This window comes from Pseudomonas sp. 313 (assembly GCF_000316965.1).
GTDB classification, from domain to species: domain Bacteria; phylum Pseudomonadota; class Gammaproteobacteria; order Pseudomonadales; family Pseudomonadaceae; genus Chryseomonas; species Chryseomonas benzopyrenica.
On record NZ_ANBZ01000061.1, the window covers coordinates 210,985 to 235,022 of the forward strand.

A 24,038-nucleotide genomic window follows, 5' to 3' on the forward strand; every position below is an offset into this window, starting at 1 on the left:
AGAAATCCGGCGCCACGTATCCTAGTCGCCTATCCGCCAGCCCGAGGTGATGGGATAGCGCCGGTCACGACCGAAGCCGCGTTCGGTCACGCGCGCCCCGACTGCCGCCTGCCGTCGCTTGTACTCGTTGAGATCCACTAGGCGCAGCACCTTGCGCACCATTTCCTCATCAAAACCGGCGGCGACGATATCCACCGCCGATAAATCCTGCTCGACATACAGCCGCAGGATCTCGTCGAGCACCGGATAGGGCGGCAGCGAGTCCTCGTCCTTCTGGTCCGGCGACAGCTCCGCCGACGGCGGCCGATCGATCACCCGCTGGGGAATCACCTCACCGTGGCGATTGCGGTACGCGCAGAGGCGGAACACCAGGGTCTTGGGCACGTCCTTGAGCACATCGAAGCCGCCGGCCATGTCGCCATAGAGGGTGGCGTAACCCACCGCCATCTCGCTCTTGTTGCCGGTGGTCAGGACCAGATAGCCCTTCTTGTTGGAGATGGCCATCAGCAGGGTCCCGCGGCAGCGCGCCTGCAGATTCTCCTCGGTGGTGTCGCGCCCAAGTCCGGCGAATTCGCCGGCTAGGGTTTGCTGGAAGGCCTCGACCATGGCCGCGATGGGCAGCACGCGGTAGCGCACGCCCAGCGTCCGCGCCTCGGCCTCGGCGTCTTCGAGGCTGATCTGGGCGGTGTAGTGGTAGGGCATCATCACCGCCTCCACCTGCTCCGCGCCCAGGGCATCCGCCGCGACTGCCAGGACCAACGCCGAGTCGATGCCACCGGACAGGCCCAGCACCACGCCCTTGAAGCCGTTCTTGCGCACGTAGTCGCGTACCCCCAGCACCAGGGCGTCATAGACGCTGGCTTCCAACGAAGCCACGGGGGCGAGTTCGGCCGGCTGCGGGGTCAGGTACTGGTCGAAGCTGACTGGATAGAGCCCCTCGACGAAGGCCGGCGCGCGCTGGCTGACCTGCCCCTGGGCATCCACCACGAAGGAGTGGCCGTCGAACACCAGTTCGTCCTGGCCACCCACCTGGTTGACGTAGACTACCGGCATGCCGCCCTCCCGGGCACGCTCGCCTACCACGGCCTCACGTTCTGGTTGCTTCCCGCTATGGAAGGGGGAAGCGTTCAGATTGAGCATCAGCCGCGCCCCGGCGGCACGGGCCTTGGCCATGGGCTCGGCGAACCAGATGTCTTCGCAGATGGTGACGCCGATGGGCACGCCCTGGTAGTCGAACACGGCGGCACTGCCGCCCGGCTCGAAGTAGCGTTTTTCGTCGAACACCTGATAGTTGGGCAGTTGCTGCTTGCGATAGCAGGCCAGCTCGGCGCCATCGCGATAGACCGCACAGGCGTTGTAACGCCGCCCCTCCTCCAGCCAGGGAAAGCCCACCAGCACATGGATGCCGGCGATCTCCTGGCGGATCCGCTGCAAGCCCTGCTCGATGCGGCGCTGCATGCTCGAACGCAGCAGCAGGTCCTCCGGCGGATAACCGCACAGCGACAACTCCGGGAAGACGATGAGATCCCCCTGCAACCGGTCCCGGGCCTCATAGGCCGCGGTGATGATCCGTTCCACATTGCCATGGATGTCGCCGACCTTGAGGTTCACTTGCGCCATCACGACCTTCAGCAGCTGACTCATGCACTCTTCCTTGCCCGATTCATCGCTGCATTTTCCTGCATGCAGCGAAGCGGGACAATCGATGCCCTGCGGGGGGCTCACCCACTGCGGCGGCCCTGCTAAACTCCACCCTCCTTCACGCTGCGAGATCGCCATGGGTCTGCTTCGCCTGCTGTTGTGGCTCGTCCTCCTGGGCGCGCTGTTCTGGATGATCAGGCGCTGGTGGCGCGGCAAGACGCAGAAGCCCGCTGCCAAGGCGCCTCCGCTGCCGCCCAATGCCATGGTGCGCTGCGCCCACTGCGGCGTGCATGTGCCCCAGGAAAGAGCCCTGGCCGACGGCGAAGGCCAGCGCTGGTATTGCAGCGCCGAACATCGCCGGTTGCAGCATGAGCACCGCGACTGATCCAGGCATCCTGAGAGCCGACGCGGTCCTGCGGCTCTATCATCTCTATCGCATCGTCATCGGTCTGGCGCTGGTGGTGCTGATTTCCAGCGATCTGGATCAGCACTGGCTGCGCACCGTCGACGGCCTACTGTTCCGTCAGGCCAGCTGGGCTTATCTGGCCACCAACGTAGTGCTCGCGGTCGGCCATCGGCTGCTGCGCGGTCGCGCCTTCGCCCTGGCACTGATCGATATCCTCGCCCTGGGCGGCCTGTTCTTCCTGGCCGGCGGCATCGCCAGCGGCATGGGCAGTCTGCTGGTGGTGACCGTCGGGGTCTCCAACGTCCTGATCCGCGGACGCCGCGGCCTGCTGATCGCTGCCCTGGCAGCCATCGCCCTGCTGCTGGCGACCGGCTACCTGGACCTGCGCCGTGGCGACAGCGGCAGCGGCTATGTGCAGGCGGCAGGTCTGGGCACCCTTTGTTTCGCCACGGCACTGCTGGTACAGGGCCTGGTCCGGCGGCTGCTGGACAGCCAGGCCCTGGCCGAAACCCGCGCCACTGCGGTGGCCGAACTGGAAGCCCTCAATGCCCTGATCCTCGAACGCATGCGTACCGGCATCCTGGTGTTCGATGCCGAGTACCAGGTGCTGCTGGCCAATCCAGCAGCCCGACGCCTGCTCGGGGTGGACGACGAGGCCACCATCACGCCCCTGACCCTGGGCCTCGCCCAGCGGCTGGAGGAATGGGAGCGCAATCCCAGCATCCGTCCCACGCCCTGGCGCGCCCATGCCAACGGCCCGCTGCTGCAACCCAGCTTCGCCCGGCTGCAGCAAGGCGAGGGCGAACGGGTACTCACCTTTCTCGAAGACGTCTCGCGCATCGCGCAGCAGGCCCAGCAACTCAAGCTCGCCTCCCTTGGTCGTCTCACCGCCGGCATCGCCCACGAGATCCGCAACCCGCTGGGGGCCATCAGTCACGCCGCGCAACTGCTGCAGGAATCCGAAGAACTGACCACACCGGATCGGCGCCTGGCGCAGATCATCCAGGACCAGTCACGACGAATGAATCGGGTGGTGGAAAACGTTCTGCAGCTGTCGCGCCGACGCCAGGCCGCGCCGCAGCTGATCGATCTGCGCTATTGGGCGCACCGCTTCGCCGGGGAGTTGCGCCCTACCCTGCCCGCCGGCCAGACGCTGCACGTCAAGACCGAAGCCGGTACCCTGCAGACCCACATGGACCCCCACCAGCTGGGCCAGATCCTGACCAACCTAGTACAGAACGGCCTGCGCTACAGCTGCCAGAAACACGGCACCGGCCAAGTCTGGCTCAGCACCTACCGCGACCCGGAAAGCGATCTGCCCATCCTCGAGGTGGTCGATGACGGCCCAGGCGTCGCCGCCGAACAACTCGACCACCTGTTCGAACCCTTCTTCACCACTGAGAACAAGGGGACCGGGCTGGGCCTGTACATCTCCCGTGAGCTTTGCGAGAGCAACCAGGCCAGACTTGGCTATCATCCTTTGGCGAACGGCAGCTGTTTTCGCATCACCTTCGCCCATCCCCGCACAATGAGCTGAGCATGGCCCGACAGAAAGTCCTGATCGTCGACGATGAACCCGATATCCGCGAACTCCTGGAGATCACCCTGGGGCGGATGAAGCTCGACACCGCCAGCGCCAAGAACATCGCCGATGCCCGGGCCATCCTCGAACGGGAAAGCTTCGACCTCTGCCTGACCGACATGCGCCTGCCCGACGGCTCGGGACTGGACCTGATCCAGTTCATCCAGCAACGCTTTCCGCAATTGCCGGTAGCCATGATCACCGCCTTTGGCAGTCTGGAAACCGCAGTCCAGGCCCTCAAGGCCGGCGCGTTCGACTACCTCACCAAGCCGGTGGACCTGCCGCGCCTGCGCGAGCTGGTAGGCACCGCGCTGCGCCTGTCCGGGCCTGCCCCGACAGCGGCCGGCGCCAGCGAAACCCAGCTGCTCGGCGAATCGCCGCCCATGCGTGCCCTGCGCAACCAGATCGCCAAGCTGGCGCGCAGCCAGGCGCCGGTCTACATCAGCGGCGAATCGGGCAGCGGCAAGGAGCGGGTGGCACGACTGATCCACGAGCAGGGTCCGCGGGCCGGTCGGCCCTTCGTCCCGGTCAACTGCGGCGCCATCCCCTCGGAATTGGTGGAAAGCGAATTCTTCGGCCACCGCAAGGGCAGCTTCACCGGCGCCATCGAAGACAAGCAGGGCCTGTTCCAGGCCGCCCAGGGCGGCACCCTGTTTCTCGACGAAGTGGCCGATCTGCCGCTGCCGATGCAGGTCAAGCTCTTGCGCGCCATTCAGGAAAAGGCCGTGCGCCCGGTAGGCAGCCAGCAGGAGATCAGCCTGGACGTGCGCATCCTCAGCGCCACCCACCGGGATCTGGCCGCCGAAGTCGCCGCCGGGACCTTTCGCCAGGACCTCTACTACCGCCTCAACGTCATCGAATTGCAGGTGCCGGCCCTGCGCGAGCGCCGCGAAGACATCGGCATCCTGGCCAACCATATGCTCGAACGCCTGGCACGCGACGCCGGCCTGGCCGCGGCCACGCTGGGCGAGGATGCCCTGGCCAAGCTCAAGAGCTACCGTTTCCCCGGCAACGTGCGGGAACTGGAAAACATGCTGGAGCGGGCCTACACCCTCTGCGAAGGCGACGTCATCCGCCCGGCCGACCTGCGCCTGGCCGATGCCCCGGCAGCCACCGCCACCGGCGAAGCCAGCCTGGCCAACATCGCCAATCTGGAAGACCACCTGGAGTCCATCGAACGCCAGCTGATCATGCAGGCGCTCGAAGAGACCCGCTGGAACCGCACCGCCGCCGCGGAACGCCTGGGCCTCTCCTTCCGGTCGATGCGCTACCGACTGAAGAAGCTCGGCATCGATTGATCAGTCCGCCGCCAACCGCGCGCCTGGCGCATAGGGCGCCGAATCGATGATGGGCGTGCGTTCGGTGAGCAGATCGGTCAGCAACTGGCAGGACGCCGGTGCCAGCACCAGGCCATTGCGATAGTGCCCGCAGTTGAGCCACAGCCCGGGCAGCTCCGGTACCGGCCCGATGAAGGGCACGCCATCCGGCGACCCCGGCCGCAGTCCCGCCCAGTGCGCCACCGGCGCCTGGCCGGCCAGCGCCGGCAGCAACTCGGCGGCCGAGGCCTGTAGGCTGGCCAGCGCCTCGGCGGTCGGCGTCTTGTCGAATTCGGCGTGCTCCAGGGTACTGCCGATGAGGATATGCCCATCGCGGCGCGGAATGGCGTAGCGTCCCTTGGCCAGCACCATGCTGGTCAGATAGCCGACCGGCTGGCGATACAGCAGCATCTGCCCCTTCACCGGCCGCACCGGCACCGCCAGCCCCAGGGTCTGCAGCAGCTCACCGCTCCAGGCGCCCGCACAGACGACGACCGACTCGGCATGGATGGCCTCGCGCGCCGTCTGTACCCCCATTATGCGCTCACCCTGGCGCAAGAACCCGGTCACCGGCGACTCGCTCATTAGCGTCACGTTCGGCATGCGCAACAAGGCTTCGCGCAGGGAGCGCACCAACCGTGGATTGCGCACATTGGCCACCCCGGCCATGAACACCGCGCGCTCGTAGCCCGCCCCCAGTACCGGTACCCGGCCGCGCACCTCGTCCATCGACACCGACGAAAGCGGCCTGACATTACGCCGCGCCCACTCCAGTGCCTCGGCTTCGTCCTCCAGATCCAGCCAGTACAGGCCGGTCACCTCGACCTCCGGGTCGATGTCCGTCTCCTGCCGCAGGCGCTCGCCCAGCACCGGATAGAAATCCTGCGACCAGTGCGCCAGCGCCGTCACGGCCGGCTGATAGCGCCACGGATAGAGCGGCGAGACGATCCCGCCACCAGCCCAGGACGCCTCCCGCCCAGGCTCGCCCCGCTCCACCAACACCACCCGCCGACCGCTCAAGGACAGGTGATAGGCCGACATCAGCCCTATAGCACCCGCCCCGACCACCGCTACATCGAAAATCACGTCACACCTCTACATCCTGGAATTGACTGTTCCGCCGTCTTGGCGCAAAACGGCTCTTGTGGCCAGGACGGCCGCCTACCCACAAGGACGTCAACATGACCTATCGCACCTCGCGAGGCTTCAGCCTCTTCGAATCCTTGATCTGCCTCAGCGTGCTGAGCATCGTCGCCTCCCTGGCCATACCGGCCTTTGGCAGCATGCTGCAGCACAATCGTCAGCAACTTGCCATTCAGCAACTCAGGGAGACGATCAACTTCGCCCGTGCGGCCGCCATCAAAGGCTATGGCAGTGTGTCCATCTGTCATGCGCCAGCAGGCGACTGCGACAGCTCGAACCTCTGGTCGGCCACCACACGCGTTTTCCGCGATGGGGATCGCGATGGCTTGCAGTCTGCCGAGGAGCCCACCCTGCTGATCAGTCAGCTTCCCGAAGGCCTGCACTGGCGGTGGAACAATTTCCGTACGCTACCTCATCTGACGTTTTTAAACAGTGGCGTGACCAACGCCCTGAATGGCAGCTTCATTCTCTGCCAAGGCACCGAGCCGCGCGCACGACTCGTTCTGAACAAGGCCGGACGAATCGAGACAGCGGATCTTCGCGACAGCGATCGCTGCGCCTGAACGCCCTGACCAGACACCTTCCCGTTTCGACCGGATATCCGCCGTACGCTGTTCCAGCCGCCTGCGATACCCCATGCTTGGCTTTCCAGCCTGGCGAAAACGATGATGCGTACCCAGTACGGCTTTACCCTGATCGAAACTCTGGTAGCGCTCGCCATTCTGGCGATCGTGGTTAGCATTGCTGCGCCGTCGTTTACCCGCATGCTGCAAAGCAATCGCGCGGCTGTGTTAAGCAACGAGTTGCTGGGCACTCTGCAACTCGCCCGGTCCGAAGCCCTCAAGCGGCGAACCAATGTCGTGCTTTGTCGCAGCACCGCAGGTAGCAACGTTTGTGTAGACGGCGCGGACTGGTCATCTGGCTGGCGCCTGATGCAAGGCACCGCCGTGTTACGAACCTGGGAACCTATCAGTGGTGGCACTCTCACGGGCCCAAGTACGGGCATGACCTATCAAAGCAATGGCCTCAGCGGTGCTCAAGCAACGTTCACGATCACCACGGCATCCACGTGCAGCCGTACCATCCAGGTCAGCGCAACCGGCAATGCCACGGTCAACGCGGGTGGCTGCCCATGAGCGGACACGAACGGCAAAAGGGCGCCACCCTGATCGAGGTACTGGTCGCCATGCTCATCCTGGCTATCGGCTTACTGGGTCTGGCCGGCTTGCAGACAGTGAGCGTACAGAGCAACCAGGGCGCCTACTACCGCTCCCAGGCTACTATTCTGGCCAATGACATCGTTGATCGCATGCGCGCGAACCGAGTTGCAGCGCTGGCCAATCGGAGTAGCTATTCAGTGAGCTTTCCGACCTCAAAAAGCGATAACGCACTTTCGGGCTCAGCCGCCCAGCAAGACGTCAATGGCTGGCTGAACGCCCTGGCTTTGAGTCTTCCCCAAGGCACAGGCAGTCTAAGCCTGGACAACAGCAACGCAGTCGTCGTCACCATCTGCTGGAATGATCGCCGGGCCGCGATCAAATCAGCTCAAGCGGTGGCACCGACAAGCGACAGTTGCAGCAGCCCCGCCAGCAGCAACAGCAGTTTCGAGCTCTTCACCTACAGGACGCAGCTATGAGGCCCATCTCAGCCAAGCGGCAAGGCGGCCTTTCCATCATCGAACTGATGATAGCCCTGCTACTCGGGTTACTCTTGATGGGCGGCGTACTGCAGTTATTCCTATCCTCCAAACGCACCTACCAGACCAATTCCGCGCTGTCACAGGTGCAGGAGTCGGGACGCTTTGCCTTGGAATTTCTGTCCTTCGACCTGCGTAACGCGGGTTATCGAGGGGGATGCCTGACAGCGCTCACCAGTCTGCTGCCGAGCACCCTTACCCAACAGGCGGACGGCACGGACGATGTCCGCTTTGTCTTGACTACGGGTATTCAGGGCTGGAGTACCGCGAGCGATACCAATAACCAAGCCCCGAACAAGACGCCCCTATGGTTCAAGCCAACCTTCGATGCACGTACATCTGACACCGATGTAGTCTTTCTTGCCCACGCGGTAACACCTGCCGGTGTCTTGTTGACTGACGCCACGACAACTCAAATCTCGACCTCCGCCGGCCTGCCTCAGAATCGTCTATTGGTCATCAGCGATCCATTGAGCTGCCATCTGTTCGCCAATCAGAGCACTGCCAACGACAATCGCGTATCTCTGCCCAATGGCAGGACCTTTGCCCCACACGATTACGGCACCACCATCGCCAAAAATACCAGTAGCAGCACTAATCCCAGTACTAGCAGTGACATGGCTCAGCTGTTGCTTTACCAAAGCGTGGTCTACTACCTGCAGAACAATCCTGATACCGGCGTACCTTCACTCTGGCGCAGGGTCTATGACGGCCTCAATCAACCAGCCGAAGAACTGGTCAGTGGTATCCAGCGGCTCCAGATCCGTTATGCCACGGCGACTACTAATGGCAGCCTTAGCACCTCGGGTACCGGTATCTATAAAGACGCCAGCGATATCACCGATTGGCAAAGCGTCGTCTCGGCCCGCATCCGTCTATTGGCGGTGAGTCGCGAGCGCAATGCTGTCACGCCCAATCAACAACTGATCTTCAATGACCCTCCGATCCAAGGTATCGACCCCATAACCATTGCCGATGGCCGTATTGGTCAGGTCTTTACCCTTACCATCAGCATTCGAAATCATCTGCCATGAACCAGTTTCCTTCAGCACAGCGCGGCGCGATATTGATCGTCACCCTGGTGATGCTATTGCTCTTGACCCTGTTGGCATTGGGCAGCATGCGCGGTACTACGCTAGAGGAGCGCATGGCCGGCAATCTACGCGACGAAAGTCAAGCCTTCCAGGCCGCGGAGATGGGCCAACGAGTTGCCGAGGCGTGGGTAACGAACGCCAGCCTCGCTACGCTGCAAAGCATGACGACGCCGCGATCTGTAACGATCAATCCGCCAGAGTTGCAGTCGACCACCTACAGCATCGTACCGCTGCCTGGGGTCACCCTGAGAAATGCTGGAGGGGATATAGGTAGCAGCAAACCCATCACGACTAGCGTCGTCCGTATCCTCAGCAAGGGTCAGGGCGCAGCTCAAGACTTGTCTTCCTCTGGCAACAGTCAGTCGGCCAGCTCTGCAGCCAGTTCCAGCGTAGAAATCAGCACTCTTTACATCAGGCGTTAGGCCCGGAGATTTCCATGCGCCGATCTATTGCATCTTTCAGCCGCCTTCGCACTCCCAGCCTGCTGGTCTGTATTGCCATAACGCCATTGGCCCAGGCGACCGTTTCGCAATCGCCTCTGGTAACCGGTGGTGACATACCCGGCAGTCTGGCGCTGGTCCCTTCGGTAGAGTGGCCTACGGTCCTTTCAGTCGCCAACCTTGGTAGCTATAGCTCTGCCAGTACCTACAGCGGCTACTTCGATTCTGACAAGTGCTATGTCTACAGTTACGCCAATGCGTCCAGTCAAGGCGGCACTAATCTGGATAACAGCTGGTTTGAGCCTCAGAGCACGGTCAACGACCATAAGTGCACCGGGGCCAGGCAGTGGAGCGGCAACTTTCTCAACTGGGCTGCGACACCTACCATCGACCCGTTTCGCAGTGCCCTGACGGGAGGTGCTCGGGTTAGGGATACCGCAACCCTTACGGTGCTTCAGAAAGCCCGGCACGATGGGCAGAACAGCGCAGGCAATCGCCTGAACACCAACCAGGGGATCATTCCCTACGCCGAAATCGCTGGCGCAACACCTTTCGCAGCCACCTGGGACAATCTCTATGTCCGGTTGGAAGGTCAGGGTTTCGACATGCTGTTTTCCAACTGGAACGACCGTATTGGCGGCGGCGGTTCCGCGAACTATGGTTATGGCAACAACTGGCCTGAGGTCTGGGTCGATCTGGACCCCAGCAATACGCGTCAATGGGATGGCAACAATCTTCGCAGAGACTACGATCCGGGTGGCAAAGCTGCCTATACCAACAGCGTCTATCGCGTACGCGTTCAGGTACGGGTTTGCAATCCGGCGGTGGGCATTGAGACTAACTGCAAGCGTTATTCAAACACCAACTACAAGCCCGAAGGCTTGCTGCAACAGTATTCGGACCGACTGCGCTACTCGGTATTCAGTTATCTCAACGATTCCGATCAGCTTCGCGATGGCGGCGTACTTAGGGCCAATCAGACATTCATCGGCCCGGTAAATCCCGACCAGAGCAGCAACTCCAGGGCGGAGTGGGACGCGACCACTGGCGTTCAAAGTATCAATCCTTCACCTACAGAAGCCAGCGATACACTGGGTACCACGGGCATCACCAACAGTGGCGTTATCAATTACCTGAACAAATTCGGCTCAATGCCCTATGACGCCCAGAAAAACTATCGAAACTTGAAGAGTATAGACCCGGTAAGCGAGCTCTATTACACAGCCATCCGCTACTTCAAGAATCAAGGCAACGTGGCCTCCTATAGCAATCTTACCGGCAACGCTACCAATCGCTATGCCCAAGCCGATGGCTTTCCAGTCGTTACCAGTTGGCGAGACCCCATCACCTATTCCTGCCAGAAGAACGTGATTCTCGGTATCGGCGATACCAATACCTGGCAAGACAAGAATCTCCCAGGCGGCGACACTTCCTCGGGCGGCGAACCCGCGAAGCCTCCCGAGGTGACAGCAGACACCACGGTGAATGTACAAACCGCCACCCAGAAAGTTGCCTCGCTGGAAAACATTCCCATCACCACGCCCTTTACCGGGCGTGGAAACTCCGCCTATATCGCCGGCCTTGCCTACGATGCCCATACTCGTGATCAGCGGTCGGATCTGGCCGGCAATCAAACGATATCCACCTACTGGATGGACGTCCGGGAAAACCAGACGCTCGCGGGAAAAGGTCAGAACCAGTATTGGCTTGCAGCCAAGTATGGTGGCTTCATAGTACCCAGCAACTTCCAACCCTATGCAACCACGACCACCCAGGCCAGCATCACCGAAAATCTTTGGACCACCAACGGCGAAACCCTGTCAACGGGAGACAAACGTCCGGACAACTTCTTCGTGGCCAGCGACGCTCAAGCCATGACCACCAGTCTGAAGAACGCCTTTGCCAAGATCGTCAGCGAAACCAGTAGCACCAGTACCTCTCTGGGCGCCAACAGCGGCTCTCTGGAAACCGGTACCGCGTTCTACCAAGCGAACTTCAGTGCTCGGTACTGGAGCGGGGATCTGATTGCAAAGACCTTCAATACCGACGGCACGCTATCTGCTACCAGCCTCTGGAGCGCTGCAGCCAAGCTGGATGCCCAGTCCTGGTCTACGCGCAAGATATTCACCATAGGACCTTTCACGGATACCAACCTGGTGTCAATGGATCGCCAGAACTTCGACTGGGACGGCATCAAAGCGCAAGGGCAGGCTGCGCTGCGTCGCAATACCGATGGCAGTCAAGCCAGTGAGGAAGAGGGTAAACGGCGACTGGCCTATCTGCGGGGCAACCGCAACGAGGAAACCGCCGCCGCTAATCCTTTGCGTAAGCGTGCCAGCCGCCTGGGCGATATCGTCAATTCCGACCCGCTGTTTGTGGGTCAGCCAGACTACGGCTATAACCTGCTGCCTAGCACTCTGGGCGGCGACAAATATATCGCTTTCCGCCAAGGCGCAGCCTATAAGAGTCGTACACCTTTGATCGTCGTCGGCGCCAACGATGGCATGCTGCATGGCTTTGATGCGAGTCTTACCGCCACTGGCGGAACTGAACTCTTCGCCTATGTGCCCCAGACCGTGATGGGCAACCTCTATCGGCTAACCCAAAGCAACTACAGTCACAGATACTTCGTGGATGGCTCCCCAGCGACCTCTGACGTCTACTTCGGCGGCAACTGGCATACCTTGGTCGTAGGTACTACGGGGGCCGGTGGCAATGGAGTCTTCGCCTTGGATGTCACGAATCCCGGAGCCATGACGAATCAGGCAGCACTCTGGGAGTTTTCCTCCCCAGACATGCGCTATCCCATCCAGAAGCCCGCCATCGTTGCCCTACCCAATGGCAAATTCGGCGTCATCGCCACCAGCGGCTTTAGCGATAATGCCGTGACTTCAGGCAAGGTCTGGATTCTTGATGCCAGCAATGGCGAGGTACTCAAGACCTTTACCCTGAGCACCACGGGCGGACTGGGTGAGCCCCTGGCGATAGATCTGAACAATGATCGCATCACCGACTATTTCTATGTGGGAGACACCGCGGGGAATCTATGGCGTTTCGATGTTTCCAGCACTGATAGCACGGCCTGGCAAACGCCCAGTGCCCCCATGTTCATCGCGACTGCCGGCAATGCCAGCAACGCTGCCAGACAACCCATCACCGCTCCCCTCAGCGCAGCCCTGAATAGCGATGGCAAAGCCATCATCCTGTTTGGAACAGGTAGCTACTTTCAGGTGGGCGACAACAACCTAACGGGCACGCCGCGCATGGAAACCTTCTACGGGATCATTGATCGCGGGCAGACGGTTACTAGAAGTCAGCTGCTCGAGCAGAAAATCCTTAACGAACGGACGGTTGGCACAAGAAAAGGACGTCGTGTCAGCACCGTCGACCTTGCCTCAACCCAAGCCGGCTGGTTCCTGGACCTGGTATGGAAGAGCGAAAAGGGCGGTCCCGGCACCCTGACGGGAGAAAGAGTGGTTTCGTCGAGCAGGCTGCACGGTGGTGCATTGGTGTTCACGACCCTTACGCCTTCGAGCGACCCCTGCACCGGCGGCGGTACCAGCTGGACCATGGCGATCAATCCGTTGAATGGTGGTTCGCTGAAATACACCTATTTCGACCTGAACCAAGACAATCAACTGAACGATAGCGACAACGACACCTTGCTCGGCGGAAACATACCGGACTCCGGCATGATAGATATCAATGGCGGTATTCTCAAAACACCTACCACATTGAATAGGGATACCCTGGCCGATGGTAGTCCTTCGCCTACGGACGTGCTTTATGACAGCCAGGGCAACCGCCTTGTCATTCCCAAGGGAACGAGGACATCAGGGCGAGTCTCCTGGCGAGAAATTAGGAATTGATCATGCCTGTATCCAACAAGTGGCCACATCGACCCAGACAGACCGGCTTCACGCTCATTGAACTGATGATCGTAGTAGCCATCGTTGGTATCCTGGCCGCCATCGCCTATCCGTCATATCAGGAGCATATACGCAGGGCCAACCGAGCCGATGCTCAGGCCTCACTTATGGAGCTGGCGCAGTTCATGGAGCGAAACTACACCCGTCTGGGACGCTACACCACGGATACGACCGGCACGGCACCCACCCTGCCGTTCACTACCGCTCCCAAGGATGGAGGGCGGCCCGTCTATGATTTGAGCCTGAGTGCGGTGACGGCTACTGGCTACACCCTTCAGGCGACCCCTCGTGCAGGCGGCTCCATGGCCGGCGACCGTTGCGGCAACTTGACGCTCGACAATGCCGGCCTGAAGGGCCAAACCGGTACCGGTGCCACCACCGCCGACTGCTGGCGCCGCTAGGGCGCCAGCGACGTCCTATACCGCCTTTACCCTGAGCTCCCGCGGCAGGGTGAAGGTGATGTTCTCCGGCTCGCCTTCCAGCTCGACCTTGCCAGTGGCGCCCCAGCTCTGCAGCTGGTCGATGACGCCGCGTACCAGGACTTCAGGGGCCGAAGCACCGGCGGTGACGCCGATGCGTTGCACGCCTTCGAACCAGCTCTGCTGCATATCCTCGGCGCCATCGATGAGATAAGCCGGGGTGCCCAGGCGTTCGGCGAGTTCGCGCAGGCGGTTGGAGTTGGAGCTGGTGGGGCTGCCCACCACCAGTACCACGTCGCTTTCCAGCGCCAGGGTCTTCACGGCGTCCTGGCGGTTGGTGGTGGCGTAGCAGATGTCGTTCTTGCGCGGGCCGTTGATCTGGGGAAACTTGGCGCGCAAGGCGTCGATCACCTTGCGGGTGTCGTCCATCGACAGGGTGGTCTGGGAGACGTAGAACAGGGCGTCGGGGTTGCGCACCTCGAGCTTTGCCACGTCTTCCTCGTCTTCCACCAGGTAGATGGCACCGCCGGCACGATCGTCGTACTGGCCCATGGTGCCCTCCACTTCCGGGTGCCCAGCGTGGCCGATGAGGATGCACTCCTGGCCGTCGCGGCTGTAGCGCGCGACTTCCATGTGCACCTTGGTCACCAGCGGGCAGGTGGCGTCGAACACCTTCAGACCACGCTCGGCGGCCTCGCGGCGCACGGCCTGGGAGACGCCATGGGCGCTGAAGATAAGGATGACGTCATCCGGCACGTCGGCCACGTCTTCGACGAAGACGGCGCCACGGGCGCGCAGGTTGTCGACCACGAACTTGTTGTGCACCACTTCGTGACGCACATAGATGGGCGGGCCGAAAACGTCCAGCGCCCGGTCGACGATGTCGATGGCGCGGTCCACGCCGGCGCAGAAGCCGCGGGGATTGGCGAGCTTGATCTGCATAGGCTCCTCTGCCCGCTTCACGGGCGGCGTTGGATCAATGGGAGACGGCAGGCTCGATGGCCAGGATTTCCACGTCGAAGGTCAGCACACGGCCGGCCAGCGGGTGGTTGAAGTCGATGATCACCTGCTCGTCGTCGTAGCTCTTGACCACGCCAGGCATCTCGCCACCGGCGGCATCGCTGAAGATGATCAGCAGGCCGGGCGACAGCTCCATGTCACTGAAGTCGTCCCGCGCCATGGTCTGCAGGTTGCCGTCGTTGGGCTGGCCGAAGCCGCGCTCGGGCGGAATGGTCAGGCTGGTCTTGGTACCGGCCTCTAGGCCGAACAGCGCCTGCTCGAAGCCGGGCAACAGATTGCCATCGCCGACGGTGAAGGTGGCTGGCGCCTTGTCGAAGGTGCTGTCCACCACATCGCCGTTCTGCAGCTTGATGGCGAAATGCAGGGTGACCCGGGTATCCGGGCCGATGGTGATCTCAGCCATGGGCTTCCTCGGGCTTCTTCTTGCGGAACATGTCCAGGGCCAGCATCACGGCACCCACGGTGATGGCGCTGTCGGCCAGGTTGAAGGCGGGGTAGTACCACTCCTGGCGCCAGTGCACCAGGATGAAGTCGATGACGTGGCCCAGGACCAGGCGGTCATAGAGATTGCCCAGCGCGCCACCGAGGATCAGCGCCAGGGCGATGGCGGTCCAGGTGTCGTTGCGCAGGCGCTTGAGCCAGACCACCAGGACCACGCTCACCACCGCGGCGATGCCGGCGAAGAACCAGCGCTGCCAACCGGAGTGATCGGCCAGGAAGCTGAAGGCGGCGCCCGGGTTGTAGGCCAGGGTCCAGCTGAGGATGTCCGGAATCACCGGTACCTGCTGGTAGAGCGACAGGTTGGCCTGGAAGTAGAGCTTGGTCAGCTGATCCAGCAGGATCACCAGCACACTCAGGGCCAACCAGGGCAAGGCACCGAAACGCGAGGCGTCACGCATGCTCGCGCACCTCGCCGGCACCGTAGACATTGGTCACGCAGCGCTCGCAGATCTCCGGGTGCGCGGCATCCTGGCCGACGCTGTGGCTGTGGTGCCAGCAGCGGGCGCACTTGGGGGCCTCGGACTTGCGGACCACCAGCTTGAGGCCGCTCAGTTCGCTGGCCACGGCGCCTTCGGGAGCCTTTTCCAGCGGCTGGACAGCGGCCTGGGACGAGATCAGCACGAATCTGAGTTCGTTGCCCAGGGCTTCCAGCACGGTCTGCAGGGCGCTGTCGGCGTAGAGGGTGATCTCCGCCTGCAGGCTGCCGCCCAGGGTCTTGGCGGCGCGCTGGTTCTCCAGCTCCTTGTTGACCGCGGCCTTGACCGCCATCACCTGATCCCAGTAGGCACGATCCAGGGTCGCACCCTCGGGCAGGGCGAAGAGGCCGTCGTACCAGGTGGTCAGCATCACCGACTCTTCCCGCTCGCCCGGCAGGTACTGCCAGATCTCGTCGGCGGTAAAGGACAGGATGGGCGCGATCCAGCGCACCAGGGCCTCGGCGATCAGATACAGCGCGGTCTGGCAGGAGCGGCGCGGCAGGCTGTCGGCCCCGGTGGTGTACTGGCGGTCCTTGATGATGTCGAGGTAGAAGCCGCCCAGCTCCTGCACGCAGAAGTTGTGCACCTTCTGGTAGACGTTGAGGAAGCGGTACTCGGCGTAGGCCTGCTCGATTTCCTGTTGCAGCAGCAGCGCACGATCCACCGCCCAGCGATCCAGGTCGATCATGTCTTCGGGAGCGACCCGATTCACCGCCGGATCGAAGCCGGAGAGGTTGGAGAGCAGGAAGCGCGCGGTGTTGCGGATACGGCGATAGGAGTCGGCGCTGCGCTGCAGGATCTGGTCGGAGACCGCCATCTCGCCGGTGTAGTCGGTGGAGGCGACCCAGAGGCGCAGGATGTCGGCGCCCAGGCTGTCGATGACCTTTTGCGGGGCGACCACGTTGCCCAGCGACTTGGATTGCTTGCGGCCCTGCTCGTCCACGGTGAAGCCGTGGGTCAGCAGTTCCTTGTAGGGCGCGTGGCCGTCGATGGCGCAACCGGTCAGCAGCGAGGAGTGGAACCAGCCACGGTGCTGGTCAGAGCCCTCAAGGTAGAGATCGGCCGCCGGACCCTGCTGGTGCGCCAGTTCGGCATGGGAGCCGCGCAGCACGTGCCAGTGGGTGGTACCCGAGTCGAACCAGACGTCAAGGGTGTCGCGGCTCTTGTCGTACTGGCTGGCTTCTTCGCCAAGCAGTTCGACCGGATCGAGCTTGAACCAGGCTTCGATGCCTTCACGCTCGACGCGCTGGGCGACCTCCTCCATCAGCTCGACGGTGCGCGGGTGCAGCTCGCCGCTTTCCTTGTGGGTGAAGAAGGGAATCGGCACACCCCAGTTGCGCTGGCGCGAGATGCACCAGTCGGGCCGGCCGGCGATCATGCCGTGCAGCCGCGCCTGGCCCCAGGCCGGGACGAACTGGGTCTGCTCGATGGCCGCCAGGGAGCGCTCGCGCAAGGTAGCGCCTTCGTTGGGCTGCTTGTCCATGCCGACGAACCACTGGGCGGTGGCGCGATAGATCAGCGGGGTCTTGTGCCGCCAGCAATGCATGTAGCTGTGATTGATCGCCTCGTGCTTGAGCAGTGCACCCGCCTCTTCCAGCGCGGCGACGATGGCCGGATTGGCCTTCCAGATGAACTGGCCACCAAACAGCGGCAGCGACTCGGCGTAGACGCCATTGCTCTGCACCGGATTGAGGATGTCGTCGTTGCTCAGGCCGTACTGCTTGCAGATACGGAAGTCATCTTCGCCGTAGGCAGGCGAGCAGTGCACGATGCCCGTACCGGCGCCCAGTTCGACGTATTCGGCCAGGTAGATGGGCGACAGCCGCTCGTACAGCGGGTGGCGGAAGTTGATCAGTTCCAGGGCGGTACCCGGGGCAGTGGCGATCACCTCGCCCTGCAGGCCGTAGCGCGCCAGGCAGCTTTCCACCAGCTCCTCGGCCAGCAGCAGCAGGCGATCGCCGACGTCCACCAGCGCATAGGTGAACTCGGGATGTACGTTGAGCGCCTGGTTGGCCGGGATGGTCCAGGGGGTGGTGGTCCAGATGACGATGGCGGTGGGCTTGGCCAGCGCGCCGAGGCCGAAGGCGGCCGCCAGCTTGTCGGCATCGGCGACCGGGAAGGCCACGTCGATGGCGTCGGAACGCTTGTCCTGGTACTCCACCTCGGCCTCGGCCAGGGCCGAGCCGCAGTCGAAGCAGAAGTTGACCGGTTTGAGGCCCTTGAAGACGAAGCCCTTCTTGACCAGTTCGCTCAGGGCACGGATCTCGCCGGCCTCGTTGGCGAAGTTCATGGTCAGGTAGGGATTGCTCCAGTCACCCAGTACGCCCAGGCGGACGAAGCCGGCCTTCTGCTCTTCGATCTGCTCGCTGGCATAGGCGCGGCAGCGCTCGCGGGTCAGGTCCGCCGGCTGATTCTTGCCGAAGGTGGTCTCCACCTTGTGCTCGATGGGCAGGCCATGGCAGTCCCAGCCCGGCACATAGGGGGCATCGAAGCCGGCCAGGGTCTTGGACCGGGTGATGATGTCCTTGAGGATCTTGTTCAGCGCATGACCGATGTGGATGCTGCCGTTGGCATAGGGCGGACCGTCATGCAGGATGAAGGTCGGCCGGCCCTTGCCGATGGCGCGCAGCTTCCCGTACAGGTCGATGTCCTGCCAGCGCTTGAGCGCTTCCGGCTCGCGCTGCGGCAGGCCGGCTTTCATCGGGAATGCCGTTTCCGGCAGATTGAGCGTCGCTTTGTAATCGGTCATGTCAGTCCAGGCTCGTTGACGGTTGCCCCTGCCAGTAGGCGCGGGCCGTGGCGACGTCCGCTTCGATCGCCGCCTTGAGGGCCTCCAGAGAGGCGAATTTCTGTTCGTCGCGGACCTTCTGTACGAAGGTCACGCTGAGGTGGCGGCCATAGAGGTCGCCGGCAAAGTCCAGCAGATGGATCTCCAGGTGCGGACGACCATCGCCCTGCACCGTCGGCCGCTGGCCGATGTTGGCCACGCCTGGCACCACCCGCCCATCGATCAAGCTGCTGACCAGATAGACGCCGCGCAGCGGCGGCCGGCGCCGCTTGAGCTGGACGTTGGCGGTGGGCCAACCCAGCTGACGCGCCAGCTTCTGGCCATGCAACACCCGCCCCGAAAGGCTGTAGGGTCGTCCCAGCATGCGTGCGGCCAGGGCCAGATCGCCATCGGCCAGGGCCTGGCGGATCAAGGTACTGCTCACCCGCAGGCCATCCAGCTCGACGGTGGTGGCAGCTTCCAGGGTGAAACCGTGGTCGCGAGCGGCCAGATTCAGGTAGGTGAAGTCGCCGGCACGGTCGCAGCCGAAACGGAAGTCGTCACCGATCTCCAGGTGCTTCACCCCCAGGCCGTCCACCAGCACCTGCTGGACGAAGGCCTCGGCGGACAACTCGCGCAGCCGCCGATTGAAATTCAGGCAGAGCACGTTGTCGACGCCCAGGCGCGCGAAGCATTCCAGCTTCTCGCGCAGGCGGGTCAAGCGCACCGGCGCGATGTCAGGCAGGAAGAATTCGCGGGGCTGCGGTTCGAAGATCACCACGCAACTGGGCACCCCGAGCTCCGCCGCCCGCTCACGCAGCCGCGCGAGGATGGCCTGGTGCCCCAGGTGAACCCCGTCGAAGTTGCCGATGGTGGCAACGCAGCCCTTGGGAAAGGCGTCGAGATGATGGAGACCGCGAAACAGCTGCATGGGTAGGGATTGCTCAGAAATTAATCGATTATATCTGGATGCCCGCCGCGAGGACAGGCGCACACCCGGCCATGTGCAATCACAGCACCGCCCGCCGATTGAAGTCGCGCAGGCGGAAACCGAGCAGGAACAGGCTGGCGAAATAGGCCAGTACGCCCGCCGCGACTAGGCCGCCCAGACGCAGCAGGCGCTGCCACATCAGCCCTTCGCTCCAACTGGGCAGCAGCTGCATCAGGCCGAACAGGACGGCGCTCATCACCGCCACCGCGATCAGCAGTCGCAGCAGGAAGCCCGTCCAGCCGGCCTGGGGAATGAACAGGTTATGGCGGCGCAACTGCCAGAATAAAAGGCCGGCGTTGAGACAGGCCGCCAGACCTATTGCCAAGGCCAGGCCGACGTGCTGCAGCGGCCCGATCAGGATCAGGTTGAGCACCTGGGTCACCGCCAGGGTGAAGATGGCGATCTTTACCGGCGTCTTGATGTTCTGCTGGGCATAGAAGCCCGGCGCCAGCACCTTGACCAGGATGATGCCGAGCAGTCCCACGGCATAGGCAACCAGCGCCCGCTGGGTCATCAGGGCGTCATGGGCATCGAAGCGACCGTACTGGAACAGCGAGACGGTCAGCGGCTCGGACAGCAGCGCCAGGGCCGCGGAACAGGGCAGCACCAGCAGGAAGCACAGCCGCAGGCCCCAGTCGAGCAGCCGCGAGTATTCCTGGCGATCGGCCTTGGCATAGGTCCGCGACAGCGCCGGCAACAGGATGGTCCCCAGGGCCACGCCGAGTACCCCCGAGGGCAATTCCATGAGGCGATCGGCGTAGTACATCCAGGACACCGAGCCGGCGGCCAGGAAGGAGGCGAAGATGGTGTTGATGATCAGCGAGATCTGGCTGACCGAGACCCCGAGGATCGCCGGCCCCATCTGTTTCATGACCCGCCAGACACCGGCGTCGCGCAGATTCAGCCGCGGCAGCACCAGCATGCCGATGCGCTTGAGGTGCGGCAGCTGATAGAGGAACTGCGCCAGGCCACCCACCAGGGTCGCCCAGGCCAACGCCATGATCGGCGGATCGAAATAGGGCGTCAGGAACAGCGCGAAGATGATCATGCTGATGTTGAGCAGGGTCGGCACGAAGGCCGGTACGCTGAACCTGTTCCAGGTGTTGAGCACGGCGCCGGCCAGGGACGCCAGGGAGATCAGCAGGATGTAGGGAAACGTCACCCGCAGCAGGCTGGAGGTGAGGGCGAATTTCTCCGGGGTGTCGGCGAAACCCGGCGCGGTGATCCAGATCACCAGGGGCGCAGCCAGCATGCCCAGCACCGTGACCACGGCCAGCACCAGGGTCAGCAGGCCGCTGACGTAGGCCAGGAAGGTGCGGGTGGCCTCCTCGCCCTGCTGGGCCTTGTATTCGGCCAGGATGGGTACGAAGGCCTGGGAGAAGGCACCCTCGGCGAAGATACGCCGCAAGAGATTGGGCAGCTTGAAGGCGACGAAAAAGGCATCGGTGGCCATGCCGGCGCCAAAGGTGCGGGCGACGATGGTGTCGCGCACGAAACCCAGCACGCGGGACAGCATGGTCATGGAGCTGACGGCGGCCAGGGACTTGAGCAGATTCATGACTGAGAGAGCACTCGGTGAACGCAGCGGGAGGTGACGAAAGATGCGCGTGAGCGCAGTCGCGCGATGGGCACAAGCGATCGAGTGTAACGACGCACTTCATCGGCGACCAGCCGGATATCCATCCAGACAGCCTTGACAGCCGCCGCCAGGGGCGTCAAGATTCGCGACCTTAATTTAGCTCTGTACTCGCTACAGAGTTCGCTCTGTACCCAATACAGTCTTTTTCGAAGGAGCTCCACGGTGGCTAACTCCCCCTCCGCCAAAAAACGCGCCAAACAGGCTGAGAAGCGTCGCAGCCACAATGCGAGCCTGCGCTCCATGGTGCGCACCTACATCAAGAACGTCGTCAAGGCGATCGACGCCAAGGACCTGGAAAAAGCCAAGTCCGCCTATATCGCTGCCGTTCCGGTCATCGACCGCATGGCCGACAAGGGCATCATCGACAAGAACAAGGCCGCTCGCCACAAGAGCCGCCTGAACGCTCACATCAAGGCCCTGGCTACCCCCGCCGCCGCCTGATCAGCGTTCGAATAGAAAACCGGCCTCGGCCGGTTTTTTATTGCCTGCGATTTGAGAACACAACGCCTCCGAAGAGGCGCCAGGATCGACGATCGTCAGACCAGGACCAGATTGTCCCGATGGATCAGCTCGGGCTCGTAGACGTAACCCAACTCGACGACGATGGCATCCGAAGGTCTTCCCAGGATGCGTCGCGCCTCGGTCGCACTGTAGTTGACCAGACCACGCGCCACTTCGCGCCCATCCGGACCGACGCAGGCGACCATCTCGCCACGCCGAAAGCTGCCCTCCAACTCCCGCACACCCACCGGCAGCAGACTACGATGCCCGCCCACCAGGGCCTGCACCGCACCGGCGTCCAGGCGCAGGGTGCCACGCACCTGCAAATGCCCGGCCAGCCACTGCTTGCGCGCCGCCACCAGGCCGCGCTCGGGTGACAGCAGGGTGCCCAGCTGCTCGCCCTGCTGCAGGCGACTGAGCACCTGCTGGATACGGCCACCGACGATGACGGTATAGGCACCGGAGCGCGCCGCGAGACGAGCCGCGCGCAGCTTGGTCTGCATGCCGCCACGCCCCAGGGCGCCGCCGGTACCGCCAGCGACCAGATCCAGGGCCGGATCGTCGGCGCGCGCCTCGCTGATGAGGCTGGCGTCGGGGTTGTTGCGCGGATCGGCGTCGAACATGCCATCGCGATCGGTGAGGATGACCAGCAGATCGGCCTCGACCAGGTTGGCCACCAGGGCAGCCAGGGTGTCGTTGTCGCCGAAGCGGATCTCGTCGGTCACGACGGTATCGTTCTCGTTGATCACCGGCACCACACCCAGGCTCACCAGGGTGCGCAGGGTGCTGCGGGCATTGAGATAGCGCTTGCGATCGGACAGGTCGTCATGGGTGAGCAGGATCTGCGCGGTCTGCACCTGATGCTCGGCGAAACTGGATTCCCAGGCCTGCACCAGCCCCATCTGCCCCACCGCCGCCGCGGCCTGCAACTCGTTGATGGCGGTCGGGCGCTGCGCCCAGCCGAGCCGACTCATACCAGCCGCCACCGCCCCCGAAGAGACCAGCACCAGCTCGATGCCGGCCTGGTGCAGCGCCACCATCTGCTCGACCCAACCGGCCATGGCCCCGCCGTCCAGGCAACGACCGTCGTCGGTCAGCAGGGCACTACCGATCTTCACCACCCAGCGCTGGGCGCCAGACACCTGATCACGCATGGGCAAGCTCCTTTCTTACCGTACGTAGAAGATTTCCGGACCGTCGCCGTCGTCTTCGTCATCGAAGTCGTCATCGGCATCGTCCACTGCCTTGACTCCGGAACGACGCAGCGCACGCTGGTCGTCCAGCGCCTGCAGCCGCGCCCGCGCCTCGTCCTCGATGCGCTGATCGAGTTCTTCCAGCGCCTCGGCATAGGCCGGATCCTCGGCAAGACGCAGGGTACGCTCGTCGAGGTACTGCATGATCGCCTGACAGAGCTGCTCGGTGCCTTCCCGCTCCAGGGCGGAGATGACGAAGACCGGACCCTGCCAGTCCAACCGCTCGACCACCGCCTTGAGGCGCTCTTCGCGCTCGTCATCGAGCAGCTGGTCGGCCTTGTTCAGCACCAGCCAGCGATCACGCTCGCCCAGCGCCGGGCTGAACTTGGTCAGCTCGTTGATGATGGTCTCGGCAGCCTCGGCCGGATCGCTCTCGTCCAGGGGCGCCATGTCGACGAGGTGCAGCAGCAGGCGGGTGCGCGCCAGGTGCTTGAGGAAACGAATCCCCAGGCCCGCGCCTTCCGAAGCGCCTTCGATCAGCCCCGGAATGTCGGCGACCACGAAGCTCTTGAAACGCCCGACGCTGACCACGCCTAGGTTCGGCACCAGGGTGGTGAAGGGATAGTCCGCCACCTTGGGCTTGGCGGCCGACACAGCACGGATGAAGGTGCTCTTGCCGGCATTGGGCAGGCCGAGCAGACCGATGTCCGCCAGCACCTTGAGCTCCAGCTTGAGGTCGCGCTCTTCACCGGGCTTGCCGGGGGTGGTCTGCCGCGGCGCGCGATTGGTACTGGACTTGAACCGGGTGTTGCCCAGGCCGTGCCAGCCGCCTTGGACGACACGGATGCGCTGACCGGGCTGGGTCAGGTCACCAATGATTTCCTGGGTCGCCGCATCGATCACCGTGGTGCCCACGGGAACCGGCAGCACTAGGTCTTCACCCTTGGCGCCGGTGCACTCGGTGCTCCCGCCCTTCTCACCGTTCTGCGCGGTGAAACGCCGGGTGTAACGGTAATCGACCAGGGTGTTCAGGTTGATGTCGGCTTCGAGCCAGATCGACCCGCCATCACCGCCATCACCGCCATTGGGGCCACCCTTCTCGATGAATTTCTCCCGGCGGAAACTCATCATGCCGTTGCCGCCGTCACCCGCTTTTACGTGTATGGATACTTCATCGACGAATTTCATCTGGACCTCCCGCGCTCGCGGGCCGCTGCAAACAAGGAAATAGCTTAACTACAAGGGAAATAGCTTAACTACAAACGAAAAAGCCCCGTCGGGTAG

Annotated in this window: 21 protein-coding genes; 11 read left to right on the forward strand and 10 right to left on the reverse strand. The window is 63.1% G+C overall.

Annotation, left to right across the window (positions count from 1 at the left end):
- Positions 1 to 21 precede the first annotated feature (21 nt).
- Positions 22 to 1,644 carry an NAD+ synthase gene (locus C722_RS0112600; protein WP_017640838.1) on the reverse strand — a complete coding sequence of 541 codons (1,623 nt, stop codon included), beginning with the start codon at positions 1,642 to 1,644 and terminating at the stop codon, positions 22 to 24.
- A gap of 133 nt (positions 1,645 to 1,777) precedes the next feature.
- On the opposite strand from C722_RS0112600, the gene C722_RS0112605 reads away from it, so the two are divergent.
- The 3 genes from C722_RS0112605 to C722_RS0112615 are packed head-to-tail and all read left to right on the forward strand — an operon-like array spanning position 1,778 to position 4,927.
- Entirely contained in the window at positions 1,778 to 2,026 is a 249-nt protein-coding gene (locus C722_RS0112605) for a PP0621 family protein (protein ID WP_017640839.1), read from the forward strand.
- Positions 2,010 to 3,584 (forward strand): PAS domain-containing sensor histidine kinase, encoded by a 1,575-nt coding sequence (locus C722_RS0112610; RefSeq protein WP_017640840.1) that lies wholly within the window; start codon positions 2,010 to 2,012, stop codon positions 3,582 to 3,584. Before C722_RS0112605 ends, C722_RS0112610 begins: the two co-directional genes overlap by 17 nt.
- A 2-nt stretch (positions 3,585 to 3,586) precedes the next feature.
- Positions 3,587 to 4,927, forward strand: coding sequence for a sigma-54 dependent transcriptional regulator (locus C722_RS0112615; protein WP_017640841.1), 1,341 nt, complete (start codon positions 3,587 to 3,589; stop codon positions 4,925 to 4,927).
- On the opposite strand, the gene thiO is transcribed toward C722_RS0112615, so the two are convergent.
- Complete coding sequence (gene thiO / locus C722_RS0112620; RefSeq protein WP_371099787.1) at positions 4,928 to 6,028, reverse strand: glycine oxidase ThiO; 1,101 nt, start codon at positions 6,026 to 6,028, stop codon at positions 4,928 to 4,930.
- A gap of 98 nt (positions 6,029 to 6,126) precedes the next feature.
- Between thiO and C722_RS24880 the strand changes: the two genes are divergently transcribed.
- The 7 genes from C722_RS24880 (at position 6,127) to C722_RS0112655 (ending at position 13,648) form a co-directional block, all read left to right on the forward strand.
- Entirely contained in the window at positions 6,127 to 6,651 is a 525-nt protein-coding gene (locus C722_RS24880; protein WP_017640843.1) for a GspH/FimT family pseudopilin, read from the forward strand.
- 102 nt (positions 6,652 to 6,753) lie between these two features.
- The gene (locus tag C722_RS0112630; RefSeq protein WP_017640844.1) at positions 6,754 to 7,224 is read left to right on the forward strand and encodes a GspH/FimT family pseudopilin; all 471 of its coding nucleotides are present in this window, start codon (positions 6,754 to 6,756) and stop codon (positions 7,222 to 7,224) included.
- The gene (pilV, locus tag C722_RS24885; RefSeq protein ID WP_017640845.1) at positions 7,221 to 7,724 is read left to right on the forward strand and encodes a type IV pilus modification protein PilV; all 504 of its coding nucleotides are present in this window, start codon (positions 7,221 to 7,223) and stop codon (positions 7,722 to 7,724) included. The genes C722_RS0112630 and pilV overlap by 4 nt, the downstream gene beginning before the upstream one ends.
- Positions 7,721 to 8,818, forward strand: coding sequence for a PilW family protein (locus tag C722_RS0112640; protein WP_017640846.1), 1,098 nt, complete (start codon positions 7,721 to 7,723; stop codon positions 8,816 to 8,818). The genes pilV and C722_RS0112640 overlap by 4 nt, the downstream gene beginning before the upstream one ends.
- Entirely contained in the window at positions 8,815 to 9,300 is a 486-nt protein-coding gene (locus tag C722_RS25450; protein WP_017640847.1) for a PilX N-terminal domain-containing pilus assembly protein, read from the forward strand. The genes C722_RS0112640 and C722_RS25450 overlap by 4 nt, the downstream gene beginning before the upstream one ends.
- Positions 9,301 to 9,314: 14 nt before the next feature.
- Entirely contained in the window at positions 9,315 to 13,187 is a 3,873-nt protein-coding gene (locus C722_RS24895; RefSeq protein ID WP_017640848.1) for a pilus assembly protein, read from the forward strand.
- Between the two features lie 2 nt (positions 13,188 to 13,189).
- Positions 13,190 to 13,648: a type IV pilin protein gene (locus tag C722_RS0112655; RefSeq protein WP_017640849.1), complete on the forward strand. Its 459-nt coding sequence runs from the start codon at positions 13,190 to 13,192 to the stop codon at positions 13,646 to 13,648.
- Between the two features lie 15 nt (positions 13,649 to 13,663).
- Here C722_RS0112655 and ispH read toward each other — a convergent pair whose 3' ends face one another.
- The 6 genes from ispH to murJ all read right to left on the reverse strand — a co-directional run bounded on the left by ispH (position 13,664) and on the right by murJ (position 20,979).
- Positions 13,664 to 14,608 carry a 4-hydroxy-3-methylbut-2-enyl diphosphate reductase gene (gene ispH, locus C722_RS0112660; RefSeq protein ID WP_017640850.1) on the reverse strand — a complete coding sequence of 315 codons (945 nt, stop codon included), beginning with the start codon at positions 14,606 to 14,608 and terminating at the stop codon, positions 13,664 to 13,666.
- A gap of 34 nt (positions 14,609 to 14,642) precedes the next feature.
- Positions 14,643 to 15,089 (reverse strand): peptidylprolyl isomerase, encoded by a 447-nt coding sequence (locus C722_RS0112665; protein ID WP_007160800.1) that lies wholly within the window; start codon positions 15,087 to 15,089, stop codon positions 14,643 to 14,645.
- A complete protein-coding gene (lspA, locus tag C722_RS0112670; RefSeq protein WP_017640851.1) occupies positions 15,082 to 15,585 on the reverse strand; it encodes a signal peptidase II in 504 nt (167 codons plus the stop codon). The genes C722_RS0112665 and lspA overlap by 8 nt, the downstream gene beginning before the upstream one ends.
- Positions 15,578 to 18,412: an isoleucine--tRNA ligase gene (gene ileS / locus C722_RS0112675; RefSeq protein ID WP_017640852.1), complete on the reverse strand. Its 2,835-nt coding sequence runs from the start codon at positions 18,410 to 18,412 to the stop codon at positions 15,578 to 15,580. Before ileS ends, lspA begins: the two co-directional genes overlap by 8 nt.
- 1 nt (position 18,413) lies before the next feature.
- Entirely contained in the window at positions 18,414 to 19,361 is a 948-nt protein-coding gene (ribF, locus tag C722_RS0112680) for a bifunctional riboflavin kinase/FAD synthetase (RefSeq protein WP_017640853.1), read from the reverse strand.
- Between the two features lie 79 nt (positions 19,362 to 19,440).
- Positions 19,441 to 20,979 carry a murein biosynthesis integral membrane protein MurJ gene (gene murJ / locus C722_RS0112685; protein WP_017640854.1) on the reverse strand — a complete coding sequence of 513 codons (1,539 nt, stop codon included), beginning with the start codon at positions 20,977 to 20,979 and terminating at the stop codon, positions 19,441 to 19,443.
- A 243-nt stretch (positions 20,980 to 21,222) separates the two neighbouring features.
- On the opposite strand from murJ, the gene rpsT reads away from it, so the two are divergent.
- Entirely contained in the window at positions 21,223 to 21,501 is a 279-nt protein-coding gene (gene rpsT, locus C722_RS0112690) for a 30S ribosomal protein S20 (protein WP_017640855.1), read from the forward strand.
- Between the two features lie 95 nt (positions 21,502 to 21,596).
- Here rpsT and proB read toward each other — a convergent pair whose 3' ends face one another.
- Together proB and cgtA are read right to left on the reverse strand one after the other, a co-directional pair.
- Positions 21,597 to 22,715, reverse strand: coding sequence for a glutamate 5-kinase (gene proB / locus C722_RS0112695; protein ID WP_017640856.1), 1,119 nt, complete (start codon positions 22,713 to 22,715; stop codon positions 21,597 to 21,599).
- Positions 22,716 to 22,730: 15 nt separating this feature from the next.
- Positions 22,731 to 23,942 (reverse strand): Obg family GTPase CgtA, encoded by a 1,212-nt coding sequence (gene cgtA, locus C722_RS0112700; protein WP_017640857.1) that lies wholly within the window; start codon positions 23,940 to 23,942, stop codon positions 22,731 to 22,733.
- Positions 23,943 to 24,038: the final 96 nt, after the last annotated feature.

Bases quoted from the DNA above. Each gene is read 5' to 3' on its own strand.
- C722_RS0112600 (WP_017640838.1), bottom strand. From the start codon at position 1,644: ATGAGTCAGCTGCTGAAGGTCGTGATGGCGCAAGTGAACCTCAAGGTC.
- C722_RS0112605 (WP_017640839.1), top strand. From the start codon at position 1,778: ATGGGTCTGCTTCGCCTGCTGTTGTGGCTCGTCCTCCTGGGCGCGCTG.
- C722_RS0112610 (WP_017640840.1), top strand. From the start codon at position 2,010: ATGAGCACCGCGACTGATCCAGGCATCCTGAGAGCCGACGCGGTCCTG.
- C722_RS0112615 (WP_017640841.1), top strand. From the start codon at position 3,587: ATGGCCCGACAGAAAGTCCTGATCGTCGACGATGAACCCGATATCCGC.
- C722_RS24880 (WP_017640843.1), top strand. From the start codon at position 6,127: ATGACCTATCGCACCTCGCGAGGCTTCAGCCTCTTCGAATCCTTGATC.
- C722_RS0112630 (WP_017640844.1), top strand. From the start codon at position 6,754: ATGATGCGTACCCAGTACGGCTTTACCCTGATCGAAACTCTGGTAGCG.
- pilV (WP_017640845.1), top strand. From the start codon at position 7,221: ATGAGCGGACACGAACGGCAAAAGGGCGCCACCCTGATCGAGGTACTG.
- C722_RS0112640 (WP_017640846.1), top strand. From the start codon at position 7,721: ATGAGGCCCATCTCAGCCAAGCGGCAAGGCGGCCTTTCCATCATCGAA.
- C722_RS25450 (WP_017640847.1), top strand. From the start codon at position 8,815: ATGAACCAGTTTCCTTCAGCACAGCGCGGCGCGATATTGATCGTCACC.
- C722_RS24895 (WP_017640848.1), top strand. From the start codon at position 9,315: ATGCGCCGATCTATTGCATCTTTCAGCCGCCTTCGCACTCCCAGCCTG.
- C722_RS0112655 (WP_017640849.1), top strand. From the start codon at position 13,190: ATGCCTGTATCCAACAAGTGGCCACATCGACCCAGACAGACCGGCTTC.
- ispH (WP_017640850.1), bottom strand. From the start codon at position 14,608: ATGCAGATCAAGCTCGCCAATCCCCGCGGCTTCTGCGCCGGCGTGGAC.
- C722_RS0112665 (WP_007160800.1), bottom strand. From the start codon at position 15,089: ATGGCTGAGATCACCATCGGCCCGGATACCCGGGTCACCCTGCATTTC.
- lspA (WP_017640851.1), bottom strand. From the start codon at position 15,585: ATGCGTGACGCCTCGCGTTTCGGTGCCTTGCCCTGGTTGGCCCTGAGT.
- ileS (WP_017640852.1), bottom strand. From the start codon at position 18,412: ATGACCGATTACAAAGCGACGCTCAATCTGCCGGAAACGGCATTCCCG.
- ribF (WP_017640853.1), bottom strand. From the start codon at position 19,361: ATGCAGCTGTTTCGCGGTCTCCATCATCTCGACGCCTTTCCCAAGGGC.
- murJ (WP_017640854.1), bottom strand. From the start codon at position 20,979: ATGAATCTGCTCAAGTCCCTGGCCGCCGTCAGCTCCATGACCATGCTG.
- proB (WP_017640856.1), bottom strand. From the start codon at position 22,715: ATGCGTGATCAGGTGTCTGGCGCCCAGCGCTGGGTGGTGAAGATCGGT.
- cgtA (WP_017640857.1), bottom strand. From the start codon at position 23,942: ATGAAATTCGTCGATGAAGTATCCATACACGTAAAAGCGGGTGACGGC.